At 70.3% G+C, this 13,425-nt stretch carries 15 protein-coding genes, 1 tRNA gene and 1 pseudogene; 8 read left to right on the top strand and 9 right to left on the bottom strand.

Annotation, left to right across the window (positions count from 1 at the left end; genetic code table 11):
• Nucleotides 1–46 precede the first annotated feature (46 nt).
• The 3 genes from J4H92_RS09935 to J4H92_RS09945 all read left to right on the top strand — a co-directional run bounded on the left by J4H92_RS09935 (nucleotide 47) and on the right by J4H92_RS09945 (nucleotide 665).
• A tRNA-Pro gene (locus J4H92_RS09935) sits at nucleotides 47–123 on the top strand.
• A gap of 85 nt (nucleotides 124–208) precedes the next feature.
• Entirely contained in the window at nucleotides 209–412 is a 204-nt protein-coding gene (locus tag J4H92_RS09940; protein WP_208098035.1) for a hypothetical protein, read from the top strand.
• A gap of 73 nt (nucleotides 413–485) precedes the next feature.
• Nucleotides 486–665: a hypothetical protein gene (locus J4H92_RS09945; protein ID WP_208098036.1), complete on the top strand. Its 180-nt coding sequence runs from the start codon at nucleotides 486–488 to the stop codon at nucleotides 663–665.
• A 31-nt stretch (nucleotides 666–696) separates the two neighbouring features.
• On the opposite strand, the gene J4H92_RS09950 is transcribed toward J4H92_RS09945, so the two are convergent.
• Nucleotides 697–888: a hypothetical protein gene (locus J4H92_RS09950; RefSeq protein ID WP_208098037.1), complete on the bottom strand. Its 192-nt coding sequence runs from the start codon at nucleotides 886–888 to the stop codon at nucleotides 697–699.
• A gap of 100 nt (nucleotides 889–988) precedes the next feature.
• Between J4H92_RS09950 and J4H92_RS09955 the strand changes: the two genes are divergently transcribed.
• Nucleotides 989–2,233 (top strand): CapA family protein, encoded by a 1,245-nt coding sequence (locus J4H92_RS09955; RefSeq protein ID WP_208098038.1) that lies wholly within the window; start codon nucleotides 989–991, stop codon nucleotides 2,231–2,233.
• A gap of 264 nt (nucleotides 2,234–2,497) precedes the next feature.
• On the opposite strand, the gene J4H92_RS09960 is transcribed toward J4H92_RS09955, so the two are convergent.
• From J4H92_RS09960 to J4H92_RS09970, 4 genes and pseudogenes are all read right to left on the bottom strand, one after another.
• Entirely contained in the window at nucleotides 2,498–3,448 is a 951-nt protein-coding gene (locus tag J4H92_RS09960; RefSeq protein WP_208098039.1) for an NUDIX domain-containing protein, read from the bottom strand.
• The gene (locus tag J4H92_RS09965; protein ID WP_424960872.1) at nucleotides 3,445–5,676 is read right to left on the bottom strand and encodes an RNA degradosome polyphosphate kinase; all 2,232 of its coding nucleotides are present in this window, start codon (nucleotides 5,674–5,676) and stop codon (nucleotides 3,445–3,447) included. Before J4H92_RS09965 ends, J4H92_RS09960 begins: the two co-directional genes overlap by 4 nt.
• Before the next feature lie 90 nt (nucleotides 5,677–5,766).
• A pseudogene (gene mshD / locus J4H92_RS15405) lies at nucleotides 5,767–6,708 on the bottom strand (mycothiol synthase); the annotation flags it as partial.
• Nucleotides 6,709–6,842: 134 nt separating this feature from the next.
• Nucleotides 6,843–7,529 (bottom strand): winged helix-turn-helix domain-containing protein, encoded by a 687-nt coding sequence (locus tag J4H92_RS09970; RefSeq protein WP_208098041.1) that lies wholly within the window; start codon nucleotides 7,527–7,529, stop codon nucleotides 6,843–6,845.
• A gap of 99 nt (nucleotides 7,530–7,628) precedes the next feature.
• Between J4H92_RS09970 and J4H92_RS09975 the strand changes: the two genes are divergently transcribed.
• The 3 genes from J4H92_RS09975 (at nucleotide 7,629) to J4H92_RS09985 (ending at nucleotide 9,992) form a co-directional block, all read left to right on the top strand.
• Nucleotides 7,629–7,922 (top strand): hypothetical protein, encoded by a 294-nt coding sequence (locus J4H92_RS09975; RefSeq protein WP_208098042.1) that lies wholly within the window; start codon nucleotides 7,629–7,631, stop codon nucleotides 7,920–7,922.
• Nucleotides 7,923–8,076: 154 nt separating this feature from the next.
• Nucleotides 8,077–9,219: a CAF17-like 4Fe-4S cluster assembly/insertion protein YgfZ gene (gene ygfZ / locus J4H92_RS09980; RefSeq protein ID WP_208098043.1), complete on the top strand. Its 1,143-nt coding sequence runs from the start codon at nucleotides 8,077–8,079 to the stop codon at nucleotides 9,217–9,219.
• Between the two features lie 32 nt (nucleotides 9,220–9,251).
• The gene (locus J4H92_RS09985) at nucleotides 9,252–9,992 is read left to right on the top strand and encodes a phosphoglyceromutase (RefSeq protein ID WP_208098044.1); all 741 of its coding nucleotides are present in this window, start codon (nucleotides 9,252–9,254) and stop codon (nucleotides 9,990–9,992) included.
• An 85-nt stretch (nucleotides 9,993–10,077) separates the two neighbouring features.
• Here J4H92_RS09985 and ispF read toward each other — a convergent pair whose 3' ends face one another.
• The 3 genes from ispF to J4H92_RS09995 are packed head-to-tail and all read right to left on the bottom strand — an operon-like array spanning nucleotide 10,078 to nucleotide 11,859.
• Nucleotides 10,078–10,554, bottom strand: a complete 477-nt coding sequence (ispF, locus tag J4H92_RS15410; RefSeq protein ID WP_341783060.1) for a 2-C-methyl-D-erythritol 2,4-cyclodiphosphate synthase — start codon at nucleotides 10,552–10,554, stop codon at nucleotides 10,078–10,080.
• Nucleotides 10,551–11,321, bottom strand: coding sequence for a 2-C-methyl-D-erythritol 4-phosphate cytidylyltransferase (gene ispD, locus J4H92_RS15415; protein WP_243752229.1), 771 nt, complete (start codon nucleotides 11,319–11,321; stop codon nucleotides 10,551–10,553). The genes ispF and ispD overlap by 4 nt, the downstream gene beginning before the upstream one ends.
• A gap of 52 nt (nucleotides 11,322–11,373) precedes the next feature.
• A complete protein-coding gene (locus J4H92_RS09995) occupies nucleotides 11,374–11,859 on the bottom strand; it encodes a CarD family transcriptional regulator (RefSeq protein WP_208098045.1) in 486 nt (161 codons plus the stop codon).
• Between the two features lie 162 nt (nucleotides 11,860–12,021).
• On the opposite strand from J4H92_RS09995, the gene J4H92_RS10000 reads away from it, so the two are divergent.
• Nucleotides 12,022–12,582, top strand: a complete 561-nt coding sequence (locus J4H92_RS10000; protein WP_208098046.1) for a DNA modification methylase — start codon at nucleotides 12,022–12,024, stop codon at nucleotides 12,580–12,582.
• 131 nt (nucleotides 12,583–12,713) lie between these two features.
• Here J4H92_RS10000 and J4H92_RS10005 read toward each other — a convergent pair whose 3' ends face one another.
• Nucleotides 12,714–13,409, bottom strand: a complete 696-nt coding sequence (locus tag J4H92_RS10005; protein WP_208098047.1) for a response regulator transcription factor — start codon at nucleotides 13,407–13,409, stop codon at nucleotides 12,714–12,716.
• Nucleotides 13,410–13,425 lie beyond the last annotated feature (16 nt).

Genomic DNA, 13,425 nt, shown 5'->3' on the forward strand with positions numbered 1-13,425 from the left:
GGCGACCCCCTGACGGGTTAGACTGGCAGACGTGCTTCGGCACGATCGGGATGTGGCGCAGCTTGGTAGCGCACGTCGTTCGGGACGACGGGGTCGCAGGTTCAAATCCTGTCATCCCGACCACACGCAGTGAGACCCGCCCTCGTGGCGGGTCTCACTGGGTTCGAGCGGAAGCGGATCGTCGTCCGATCGCCGATATCCTGGCTGCATGACCGATTCTCAGCCGTCACCGCAGCTCCCGTCCCCGAAGATCCTCCTGCCGCTCGGCATCGTGCTGATCGTCGGCGCCGTGCTGGCCTTCGCGCTCCTCGAGCTGCACCTCGTGACCGGCGCGCTCGCGGGACTCCTGGGCATCGTCGGCGTCGTGATCACGGTGCAGAGCATCACCCGTCTGGTCAGGGGAGAGCGATAGCCCCGCTCGCGCCGAGCGCCGGGCGCTGCTGAGGCCGGTGCGCCCTCGGCGCTCCGGCGGCTAGGCTGTCGGCATGGACGAGAACACGGAACTCAACGTCGGCGACGACGTCGTCGCGGTCGCCGGCGCCCGCGGAACGATCGTCGATGTCAACGAGATGTCGAACGGGGAGGCGTCCTACGGCGTCGTGGATGTGAACGGTGCGATCCGCTACTACACGGCAGCCGGCGTGAAGCGCTTCCAGCAGCCGTAGAACCCCGTCCGAGGCTCGCGGCCGGGCGCGTCTAGTCTTCGCCTCGCGGAACGCCGATGATGAATCCGAGGGTGGCGCCGACCGCGAGCCCGACGCCGATTCCCGTGCCGACCGTGCCCGCGAGAGAGCCGAGCCAGCCGCCCAGGCCGGCGCCCACGAGAATGCCGGCCACCGTCCAGGTCATCGAGGCCCTCAGGAGGGGGTGCTGCTGCTTCTTGCTCATGTCTCCGATCGTAGGCCCTCCGGCCCCCGCTTTCCTCCCCCTGGAGGGGGAGCCCGGAGGAGGAGCCGCGGGGGAGGCCGCCGCCGCGTAGGATGATCGCATGGGATCCTCCTCAGCTCCGCACAGAAGACTGACGCTCGGGATCGCGGGCATCGCGCTGATCGCGGCCCTTGCGGCGTGCGCGCCCGAGCCGGGGGCCGAATCCGAACCGGTGCCGCCGACCGAGTCCCAGCCGACCTCGGAGGCTCCTCCGGAGCCGGAGCCGCAGCCCGGCGCCGGGCCGGAGTGCCCGACCGATCATTGCGTCTCCGTCGTCATGACCGGCGATCTGCTCTTCCACGAGGGGCTGTGGACGCCGTACGCCATCGAGACCGACGAGCAGGGCCGCAATTTCGACTTCGTCCCGCTGCTGAGCGGGCAGCGCAAGTACCTGAAACGCGCCGATCTCGCGATCTGCCAGATGGAGACCCCGCTCGCGCCCTCGGGAGGGCCCTACGCCGGATATCCCGCCTTCAGCACTCCGCCCGAGCTCGCCGCCGCGGTGAAGGAGACCGGATACGACGTCTGCACGACGGCATCCAATCACACGGTGGACCAGGGGACCGAGGGGCTGCTGCGCACGCTCGACGAGCTCGACGCGGTCGGGATCGAGCACACGGGGTCGTACCGCGAGGAGGGCGAGCGCGACGAGCCGCTGATCGTCGAGGCCAACGGTGTGAAGATCGGGATCATCACCTCGACGTTCTCGCTCAACGGTCTGGCCGCGGAGCACGAATGGCAGGTCGACTACAGCGGCCCGGAGCTCGGGCTCGATCCCGAGCGTGCCATTGCGAAGGCCGAGGCGGCGAGGGAGGCCGGGGCCGAACTCGTGATCGGCGTGCAGCACGCCGGCACCGAATACGCGACGAGCCCGGACATCCAGCAGATCTCCAATGCGGAGGCCCTGGTCGATAGCGGCGAGTTCGACTTCATCGCGAATCACCACACGCACTCCGTCCAGCCCCTGGAACTCTACAACGATGTCTGGATCGCCTACGGACTGGGCAACACCATCAGCGAGTCGGCGCCGCCCGAGTACCGGGTCAACAACGAGTTCCTGACGGTGCGGGTGCAGTTCGCGAAGCAGGAGGACGGCAGCTGGGAGACCGCGGACGTCTCCTGGGCGGCGGCCACCAACATGAAGGACGGCGTCTACCGCTGGTGCTCCGTCGCCTCCGACACGCCCCAGGGCGTCTGCCAGAGCGAGGGGTTCGATGCGGACGTCCGCGAGCGCACCCGCGCCACCGTCAACGCGAATGGAGCGGACGGGGACGGTGCCCGGGAGTGGCTCGTCACCGAGGAGTGACGTCACCCCGGTCGCCGAAAAGGCCATTTCTGGCCTTTTCGCGTCCGCTCCGCGGCCCGTCTCGGGCCGCGTTGACTGGATGAGGGACGGTGCCCGGGAGTGGCTCGTCACCGAGGAGTGACGTCACCCCGGTCGCCGAATCGCCGAATCCGTCGCGCGAACGGGACTCCGTTTCACGAACGGGACGGGCCTGCACCGTGGATCTCCGTCCCGCTCGCCAAACGGGGTCCCGCTCGTGGGGGAGGATCCCCGCCCGCCGCGAATCTACCCGCGCAGCTCCTTCAGCGGGTAGGTCTCGACGGAGATGATCCCGCTGCCCGGGCGCTGCTTGGAGAGGTGGAACACCGAGAAGCCCGCGGGGGGCAGGGCGGCGGCCTCGCGCAGATAGTCGCCGGGAAGGCTGCCGGTGGCGAGCGCGATCTCCCGCGCGGCGTCGGGCAGCACCGGGCGGTGGGTGCAGACCACGGAGTTCTTGCCCTTGCGCACGAGCTTGCCGATCGTCCGCCGCAGATCCTCGGTCTCTCCCGCATCCCAGGCGTCCTGGCTGAGCCCCTCGTTCACCCGGACGGTCTTGCGGAGCCGGTGGGAGAGCGGCGCGATCGTGCGCATGCACCGTTCGGCGCTGGAGGAGTGCAGCCGCGACGGGCCGAACGCCTGGAGCGTGGCCACGAGGGTCTCGGCCTGGTCCTCGCCGGTGTCCGAGAGCGGGCGCAGGCGGTCCTCGGGGTACAGCGAGCTGCGAGACTCGGCCTTCGCGTGCCTGAGGAGGATCACCGAGAACGTGTCGATGGCGTCGCGTTTCTCGAGCTTCACGAAGACGTCGAAGAGGTCGCGATCCGCCCGGTAGCTGAGCCGCTCGGGGACCTCGCGGGCGGGCACCCACTCCAGCGCCGCGATCTCCCGGTTCGGGCGGAAGGTGGACGCCCGGGCCGCCTCGTCGGTGATCTCCGCGGCCCAGTACTGCACGGTCTTCCGCTCCCCGCCGTCCGGCAGACGGTAGGTGATGGTGCCGAGGTTCACCCCGAGCGAGACCGCGATGCCGGTCTCCTCGAGGGTCTCCCGAGCGGCGGCCTGGGGCATGCTCTCGCCGGGATCCAGCTTGCCCTTCGGGAACGAGACGTCCTTCTGCTTCGTCCGATGCACGAGCAGCACCATCAGCTGGTCGTCGACCCGCCGCCAGCACACGGTGCCCGCGGCCAGGACGGGTGAGCTCACCGAGTGCTCCGGCCGTCGCGCGAGCGGGCCTCCGTGCGATCCCGCATCACCAGATCCTGCAGATCCGGCAGCCGGTCGCCCTCGTCGTTCACCGCGCGGCGCTGCCAGGTGCCGTCGGCCTGCAGGTGCCAGGAACTCACCTCGTCGCTGAAGCCGAACTCGAAGAAGCGGTCGATGCGCGCCAGGTGCTCGCGGTCGACGATCTTCGCGAGCACCTCGATCCGCCGGTCGAGGTTCCGGTGCATCAGGTCGGCGCTGCCGATGAAGACCTCGGGATCCCCCTCGTTCTCGAAGGCGTAGATGCGCGAGTGCTCGAGATACCGGCCGAGCACCGAGCGCACCCGGATCGTCTCGGAGAGGCCGGGGACCCCGGCGCGGATGGAGCAGATGCCGCGGATCCAGACGTCGATGGGAACGCCGGCCTGGCTGGCGCGGTAGAGCGCGTCGATGATCTGCTCGTCGACCATGCTGTTGGCCTTGAGGCGGATCCTGCTGGGCCGGCCGGCCCGCGCGTGCTCGGCCTCCCGCTCGATGCGCTCGAGCAGACCGCGGCGCAGGCCTTCGGGGGCCACGAGGAGGCGATCGTAGTTGGTCTCGATGGCGTATCCGGAGAGGACGTTGAAGAGCTTCGTCACGTCTCGGCCCACCTCGGGCGAGGCGGTGAACAGCCCGAAGTCCTCGTAGATGCGGCTGGTCTTGGGATTGTAGTTGCCGGTGCCGATGTGGCAGTAGTGGGCGAGGTGCCCGTGCTCCTCGCGGATCACGTGGACCAGCTTGCAGTGGGTCTTCAGGCCGACGAGACCGTAGACGACGTGGACGCCGGCCTGCTCGAGCTTCCGCGCCCAGGTGATGTTGGCCTCCTCGTCGAAGCGGGCCTTGATCTCCACGAGCGCGAGCACCTGCTTGCCGGCCTCGGCCGCCTTGATCAGCGAGGCGACGATGGGACTGTCCCCCGAGGTGCGATAGAGCGTCTGCTTGATCGCGAGCACGTCCGGATCCGTGGCGGCCTGCTCGACGAACGCCTGCACGCTCGTCGAGAACGACTCGTAGGGGTGGTGGACGAGCACCTCCCGGCGGGCGATGGCGCCGAACATGTCAGGGGTCTCGCTCGGGGAGGACGCGCGGAACTGGCGGTTCGTCACCGGGATGTGCGGCCTGAACTTCAGATCCTGCCGGTTCAGCTTGGACAGCGCGAAGAGGCCGCTGAGATCGAGCGGACCCTGCAGGGTGAACACCTGCTGCCGGTCGATGCCGAACTCGCTGACGAGGAGCTCGAGGGTGGCGTCGTCCATGTCGTCCGAGATCTCGAGTCGGATCGGCGGTCCGAAGCGGCGCCGGAGCAGTTCCTTCTCGAGCGCCTGGATGAGGCTCTCGGTCTCGTCCTCCTCGATCTCGACGTCCTCGTTCCGGGTCACCCGGAAGACGTGGTGATCGATGACCTCCATGCCCGGGAACAGTCCGTCGAGCTGGTTGGCGATGAGCTCCTCGAGCGCGATGAACCGGACGTTGTCGGCCTCTTCGCGTCCGTCCACCCGGACGTACCGCGGGATCATCTGCGGCACCTTGAGGCGGGCGAACTCGACCTTGTCCGAGCGGGGGTTCCGCACGCGGATCGAGAGATTCAGCGCCCGGCCCGAGATGTAGGGGAAGGGATGCGCCGGATCCACCGCGAGGGGCATGAGCACCGGGTAGATGCGCTGCTCGTAGTAAGCGGTGAGGTAGGCCCGATCGGCCTCGTCGAGGGTGTTCCAGGCGACGATGCGCACACCGGCCTCGGCCAGCTCCGGCTGCACCTGCTCGCGCCAGCAGCGGGCGTGCCGCTGCTGCAGTTCGTAGGCGGTGCGGGTGATCTCGGCCAGCACGTCGGTCGGGGCGCGCCCGACGTTGGTCGGCACGGCCAGCCCGGTGACGATGCGGCGCTTGAGCCCGGCGACCCGCACCATGAAGAACTCATCGAGATTCGACGCGAAGATGGCCAGGAAGTTGGTGCGTTCGAGCAGCGGCACCTCCGGATCCTCGGCGAGTTCGAGGACGCGCTGATTGAATGCGAGCCAGCTGAGCTCGCGGTCGATGTAGCGGTCCGCGGGCAGCTCCTCCGCGCCGGGCGCCGGGGCGTCCGCGAGGGGCTCCGCGAGCGCGTTCTCCGCCGGACCCGCATCCTCGCGCTGCGGCTGATTCGTCTCGCTGTGATCAGTGGCCGCGCCGGTGAACTCGCTCATGCCCTCCATTGTGGCAGCAGCGGGCTCGGCGTGCGCCGCTTCGTCGGTCCCGTGCCCATCGTTCACCGAGTGTTCGCTCTCGCGGAGCCATTGCGTGCTGCGCTGATCGACCGTGAAACCTGTCCGTTCGTAGAGGCGACGGGCCGCGGTGTTGTCCTCGTCCACGTAGAGCGTGATGCGCTCGGGGCGGTGCTGCCGCATGCGTCGCAGCGTCTCGCCGAGCAGCGCGGAGCCCAGCCCGTTTCCGGCGTAGGCCGGGTCGACGCCGATCACGTAGAGCTCGGTCTCGGTGCCCGCTTCCGTGCCCTTCTCCGGCTGCTCGCGCACGGTCTTGATCCAGGTGTAACCGGCGAGCGTCCCCCCGCGCGGACCTGCCGAGGCGTCGAAGGCGAGGATCAGATCGGCCGGGTCGAACCACGGCTCTCCGGTGAGCGCTGCGAAGTCGGCGAGCGTGACCGCTCCCTGCTCCGGATGGTCGGCGAAGGCGGCGGCGTTCGCCCGCACCCAAGCGCTCGCGTGCTCGGGCTCGTCGGGATCGAACGGCACAGCCGTGAAGCCCTCCGGGATCTCTCTGGCGTTCGAGATCGCTTCCGCGAGTGCGGCGGGGTCGAGGGCCAGGCGGTAGAGCGTGCGGATCGGGACGAAACCGTTCGCGCGCAGGAGCGTTTCGGCCGCGGGGTTCTCGCCGTGCGACCAGGCGCGGAGCTGTGCCGAGCGCTCCGCGTTCCCGATGCTCCCCGCATCCGTCCGGTCGCGGTCTGCGAGGCGGAGAAGCTCGCGAAGCGCGGATCCTCCGAGGCCCTTGCCGCGCTCGGAGGGCCTGACCACGAGATCGAGTTCGCCCTCTCCGAGGATCGCGACCGCTCGCGGCGCTCCCGACTCGTCTGCGGAGAGGAAGAGCGAGCGCCGGCCCTGATCCACCGCGAGCACCGCCTGATCGGAGATCGGCGGGGCGCCGTCGGCTTGTTCGGCCTCGGCCAGGACCGCGCGCACCTGCGCGAGCACCGTCGAGTCCGCGACCGGTATCCGCTCCATCAGCATCCGTGCGGCCCCCTTATCTCAGTCCGACCCCGGAGGCCGGGACGGGAATGCCGGGTATTCGGGCGTCGGGACCGTCGCGTGCGTGCCGAGTCCGTCTCGGACTCGGTGGCGATGATGAGGGCTGCGGGTGGGGGTCATTCGTCGTCCTGCTCTCTGGCTCTCGCGAAGCCGTAGCCGACGCCTCGGACGGTGCTGATGAGCGTCTCGTGCTCGTTCAGCTTGGCGCGCAGCCGCCGCACGTGCACGTCCACGGTGCGGGTCCCGCCGAAGTAGTCGGTCCCCCAGACCTCGCTCAGCAGCTGCTCCCGGGTGAAGACCCGGCCCGGATGACCCACGAGGAAGTGGAGGAGCTCGAACTCCTTGTAGGTGAGATCGAGGGTGCGGTCGTGCACCCGCGCCGTGAAGTTGCCCTCGTCGATGACGACTCCGGCGGAGCTGATCGCAGAGGGGGCGGCGCTGTCCGAACCCGCGGGCTCGGTGCGCTGATCCCCTCGCGCGAGGCGCAGGCGGAGGTCGATCTCCGACGGGCTCGCGGTCGGCAGCAGGACGTCGGAGATGCCCCACTCGGGGGTGACCGCCGGGAGCGCGGCCTCGGAGATGAGCAGGAGACGCGGGGTCGGGCAGTCCCGCTTGAGATCGAGGCAGGCGCCGCGGGCGCGCCTGGCGTCCCGGACGCCGTCGACCAGCAGGAGGTCGAAACGAGCCGCGGCGCTGCTCGGCACGCGCACGCCGAGCGGCGAGGTGTGCACGCCGTGCGGGAGAAGCTCGAGTCCCGGAAGCGCCTCACCGGGATCGCTGTCCGTGAGACAGAGCAGACGCATATGCTCGTGCTCCCCTCCGCCGCGTCGCCATGCGGCCGCTGAACAGTCTACTGGCAACGGAGCCCGCCTCCGTGCGCACCGGTGTGCGAGGATGGGAGAATGACCGACTCCAGCGCCGCCGGGATCCCCGACAGGCATCCCTGGCATGTCGGTCGTCTGATCTGCGCCTGGGCCGTCGCCGCCGTGTTCGGCGCGCTCGTCACCGTTCTCGTGAGCGGCGAAGCGCGGTTCCAGTGGCTGGCGCTCGCGATCGGCGTCAGCACCCTCGTCACCTTCGCCTTGCAGCTCGGCACCGCCCAACGGGTCGGCTTCATCACGCGCACGTCCTTCAGCGTGGCCGGATCGGTCGTCATCATCGCGATCATCGATGTCATCGGCCTGCTCATCGGGTAGAATCGACTCATGCTCCTCGCACTCGAAATCTTCTTCCTGGGCCTGCTCGGGCTCGCCTCCCTGGCGATCGCCTGGGTGTCGGGCACCGTCGTCTACAAGCTCTTCAAGGGTCAGCGGTAGCCGTCCCGAGCCGAGTCTCGGTGAGCAGGACGATGTGACGGACCCGTTCCTGGCGCTTCCCGGCGCGGTCGAGGCGCCGGGTCTCGGCGTTCCGCAGCACTTCGGCGCGCCGCTGATCGAGCAGAGGAGCCTCGACTCCGGCGATGCCGTGGTCAGTCTGTCCCACCGCGGGATCGTCACCGTCTCGGGCCCGGATCGGCTGAGTTGGCTCGACTCCATGCTGAGCCAGGATCTCGCGCGGCTCGCGCCGGGGGAATCCGCCGAAGCGCTGCTGCTCGATCCGAACGGGCGCATCGAGCAGGTCGTGCGCGTGGTCGACGACGGTGAGGTCTCCTGGCTGCTCGTCGACGAGGGTTCGGCGGCGTCGCTCGTGGAGTTCCTGCAGCGGATGCGCTTCATGCTGCGCGTGGAGGTCGCCGACGCGGGCGACGCCTGGACGACGGCGCTCGTGTTCTCCGGCGGAACCGCGGAGGCCGCGCTGAGAGAGCTCGCGGGCGGGGGCGTCGAGTGGCGGGACCCCTGGGCGGAGGTCGTCCGCGGCGGCACGCAGTACGCTCGCGGCACGCACCCGGGCGCCGGATGGTCGGCGGTTCACGTCGTGCTCCGGCGAGAGGATCTGGCCGCCGCCGCCGGCCTCGTGCGCTCGGGGCGCATCCGCGCGGCGGGACTCTCCGCGCTCGACGCGCTCGAGGTGCGGGCCGGCCGCCCGACGCGGCACGGCGAGGTGGATGATCGGGCGATCCCGCACGAGTTCGACTGGCTGCGCACCGCGGTCCATCTCGACAAGGGCTGCTATCGGGGGCAGGAGACGGTGGCCAAGGTGCACAACCTCGGGCATCCGCCGCGGCGTCTCGCGCTGCTCCACCTCGACGGTTCGGGGGGCGAGCTCCCCGAGCCCGGCGCCCTGGTCCATCTCGCGGGGGAGGATCCGGGTTCCTCGCGGCCGGTGGGCCGCATCACCCGGTCGGCGCTGCATCACGAGTGGGGCGGGATCGCGCTGGCGCTGCTGAAGCGATCGGTGCCCGAGGACGCGGACCTCGCCGTGCGCGCCGGAGACGCTCGGACCGGCGACTTCGTCGCGGCCGCTCAGGAGCCCATCGTGGCGGGCGACGCGGGAGCGGCGCATCGCGGACGGGTCATGGCGTTCCGGTCGGGCGCTGCGCCGGATCGCGAGTGATGGCGCGCGGGGTTCCGCAATAGACTGGGGGCATGACGAGCACGCTGATCCTCCTCCGCCACGGGCAGAGCGAGTGGAACGAGAAGAACCTGTTCACCGGCTGGGTCGACGTGCGGCTCACGGAGCGGGGCCGCGGCGAGGCGGAGCGGGCCGGGCGCCTGCTGCGGGAGGCCGGAGTGCTGCCGGACGTGCTGCACACCTCCGTCCTGAGCCGGGCGATCCAGACCGCGAACCTCGCGCTCGACAGCGCGGATCGGCTGTGGATCCCGGTGCGCCGCAGCTGGCGGCTGAACGAGCGCCACTACGGCGCACTGCAGGGGCTCGACAAGGCCGAGACGCTGCAGCAGTACGGCGAGCAGCAGTTCATGGAATGGCGGCGGTCGTTCGACACGCCGCCGCCCGTGCTCGACGACGCGAGCGAGTGGTCGCAGGCGAACGACCCCCGGTATGCGGGGATCGACGGCGAGCAGCCCCGCACCGAGTGCTTGAAGGACGTGATCGCTCGGCTGCTTCCCTACTGGGAGGGGGCGATCCTCCCCGATCTGAGCGAGGGGAAGACGGTGCTGGTCACGGCGCACGGCAACTCGCTGCGCGCGCTCGTGAAGCATCTCGACGGCATCGGAGACGCCGAGATCGCGGCGCTGAACATCCCCACCGGCATGCCGCTGGTCTACGAGATCGACGATCGCGGCGCGCCGAGCGGACCCGGCCGCTATCTCGATCCCGAGGCGGCGGCCGCCGGAGCCGCCGCCGTCGCCGCGCAGGGTCGCTGAGCCGCCCTCCGAGCGCCCCGGGGGCCTGCCGTGCGTCGCGCCGTCCCGTTCTCGAGGGGCGGGAAGGCGGGGATGACCGGGGGGCTCAGCGCTGCTCGATCAGCGCCGTCGCGATCGCGGCGATCCCCTCGCCGCGGCCGGTGAAGCCGAGACCATCGCTCGTCGTCGCGCCGATGCTCACCGGTGCGCCGAGCAGCTCGCTCATCCGCGCTTCGGCCGCGGCGCGGCGCGGCGCCAGGCGGGGGCGCTCGCCCACCACCTGGACCGAGACGTTCACCGGGCGCCAACCGCGGGAGGAGAGCGCCGCGAGCGCCGCGGTCACGAACCCCGTGCTGGGCGCGTCCGCGGTCTCCGGCAGGTCCACCCCGACCAGCTCGCCGATGCTGCCCAGCCCCGCGGCGGAGAGCAGGGCATCGACGACGGCGTGGCAGACGATGTCGCCGTCGCTGTGCCCGGAGAGGCCCGGCTCGCCCGGCCAGTCGATCCCGGCCAGCACGAGCGTCCGTTCCGCATCGTAGGGGTGCGCGTCGACGCCGGTGCCGACGCGCAGGCCGGTGCTCACCGCGCGATCCTCTCGTCGTGGGACGATTCGCCGAGCAGTCCGCCGAGCAGCAGCAGATCGACCGGGCCGGTCACCTTGTGCGCCCGCGGGTCGCCGGCGACCGTGCGCACGACGCCACCGAAGCGCTGCACCACCTCGGCGTCGTCGGTGGGGGCGCTCTGCGCCGCCGGATCCGCCGCAGCGCGGGCCTGCGCGGTGGCGTGCGCCGCGGCCAGGCGCTCGCGGAGGAAGCCCTGGGGCGTCTGCACCGCGGCGAGCGCCGAGCGGTCCTCGGTGGCCCGGACCAGACCCGTCCCGTCGATCCGCTTCAGCGTGTCGGCGACGGGCATCGCCGGGACGACGCCGTCTCCGGTGCGCCGAACCTCGGCGATCACGCGCTCGAACACCGCCGACGGGGTGAGCGGCCTGGCGGCGTCGTGCACCAGCACCGTTCGGATCGAGTCGTGCAGCGCGTCGAGCCCGCTGCGCACGGACTCGTGACGCTCCCGCCCGCCCGGAGCCACCGCCACCTGCCAGGACGACCCGCCCGGGACCACCGTTTCGACGATCTCGAGGGTCTCCGCAGCGCACCCGTCCGGCACCACCAGCACCAGCTGTCCGGGACCCGGCAGGCCCGTGACCGTGCGGATGCCGTACTCGAGCAGCGTGCGTTCGCCCAGTTCGACGAAGGCCTTCGGGCGTCCGGCGCCGAGTCGCTCTCCGCGGCCGGCCGCCACGATGATCACGCCCAGCTCGGCGACATGGTGAGGAGTGGAGTCGACGCTCATGACCCCAGCGTACCGCCGGGGCGGCGCATCGCTGAGGCCGGCGAGCCGCGCCCTAGGAGGCGAGCACCTCGTCGAGGATCTCGGAGGCCTTGTCCTCGTCCGTCTTCTCCGCGAGCGCGAGCTCCGAGACGAGGATCTGCCTGGCCTTCGCCAGCATGCGCTTCTCGCCCGCGGAGAGGGAGCGGACCTCCTGATCGCGACGCCACAGGTCGCGCACCACCTCGCTCACCTTGATGACGTCGCCCGAGGCGAGCTTCTCGAGGTTGGCCTTGTAGCGGCGGGACCAGTTGGTCGGCTCTTCGGTGAACGGCGCCCGCAGCACCTCGAAGACGCGCTCGAGGCCCTCCTGGTCGATCACGTCGCGCACGCCGACGAGGTCGCAGTTCTCGGCCGGCACCTCGATCATGAGGTCGCCCTGGTTCACTTGGAGCTTCAGGAAGAGCTTCTCCTCGCCACCGAGCTTGCGCTTCTTCACCTCGACGATCTTGGCCGCACCGTGGTGGGGGTAGACGACGGTCTCTCCGACCTCAAACTGCATCGAGTGGCTCCTTGTGTTGCTTTTTCCAGACCACGTACTAGAATACCACACCTGTTCCTGCGCGGTAAGGGCAGCCTTAGCTGCACCGACGGCGCCGCTCCGCATAGTATGGTCCAGAACAGCGCTCTTCGCTGTGCCCGTGATCGCCCGGAGGACACTGCCTTGAAGACTCGGATCGCCTCGTCAATCGCTCTCGCTGCGGGTATCGCGTTCGGCGCGACCGGTTGCGGCCTGATCGCGCCGCAGGCGACGACCTACAGCTACGCGCCGAGCGACGGGGTCGAGGCGAATGTCGGCGATATCGCCGTCCGCAACCTGCTGCTCGTGGCGAGCGAGAGCGGCGAGAGCTTCAACGTGGTCTTCACCGCGGTGAACGCGACGTCGGCGCCGGTGCAGTTGCGCATCAGCTTCGTCGGGGCCGACGAGGCCGCGGTCGAGGCGTCGGCGGACTTCCCGGTGGACCCCGGCACGGTTCGGTTCGGAGATCCCGAGGGCGACGCCCTCCTGACGTCGCTCGTCGCCATACCCGGCATCTCCGCGGGCGACACCGTGACCGCCTACCTGCAGATCGCCGGGACCCCCGACGTGGAGCTCCAGGTCCCGGTTCTCGACGGCACGCTCGCCGAGTACCAGCCCTACGTGCTGCCGGACGCCCCGGAGGAGCCGGAGGTCGTCGTCGACGACGCCGACGAGGAGCCCGCCGAGGAGACCCCGGCCGAGTAGCCCGTCCCTGCGCTACCCGAAGCGATAGCCGACGCCCGCGGCCGTGAAGAGAACGCCGGAGGCGTTCTCAGGTCGCGCCTCGTCCGTCTCGGGCGAGGTCCTGGCGGTTCGCGGTTGCGGTCGTCCCTGCGCTACCCGAAGCGATAGCCGACGCCTCGCACCGTCGTCACCAGCTTGGGCTTCTTGGTGTCCTCCTCGATGCGCGTGCGGATCCGCTTGATGTGCACGTCGAGGGTCTTGGTGTCTCCGAAGTAGTCGCTGCCCCAGACGCGGTCGATCAGCTGCCCGCGGGTGAGCACGCGTCCGGAGTGGCGCATGAGGTATTCGAGGAGCTCGAACTCGCGCAGCGGAATGGTCACGCTCTTCCCGCGCACCGTCAGCGTGTGGCGCTCGGTGTCGAGGACGACGCCCTTGTTCTCGAGGACGCCGTCGTCCTCCCATTCGTCGTCGTGCTCGTTCTGCGACTCGCCGCGGCGGAGCGCGGCGCGCACGCGGGCGAGCAGCTCCCGCGTCGAGTAGGGCTTGGTCACGTAGTCGTCCGCGCCCAGTTCGAGTCCGACCACGATGTCGATCTCGCTGTCCTTCGCGGTGAGCATGATGATCGGCACCTGGGACTGCGCGCGGATGGTCCGGCACACCTCGGTGCCGGGCAGGCTGGGAAGCATGAGGTCGAGCAGCACCAGGTCGGCGCGCGATTCCGGGAACGCGCGGACCGCTTCGTGACCGTCGGCGACGACGGTCACCCGGTATCCCTCTCGTTCGAGCAGGAACGCGAGGGGCTCGGAGATCGACGCCTCATCCTCGACCAGCAGGATGCTTTGACTCATCGTGTGCTTTCACCGG

It is taken from the genome of Leucobacter weissii (genome assembly GCF_017565745.1).
GTDB lineage: Bacteria > Actinomycetota > Actinomycetes > Actinomycetales > Microbacteriaceae > Leucobacter > Leucobacter weissii.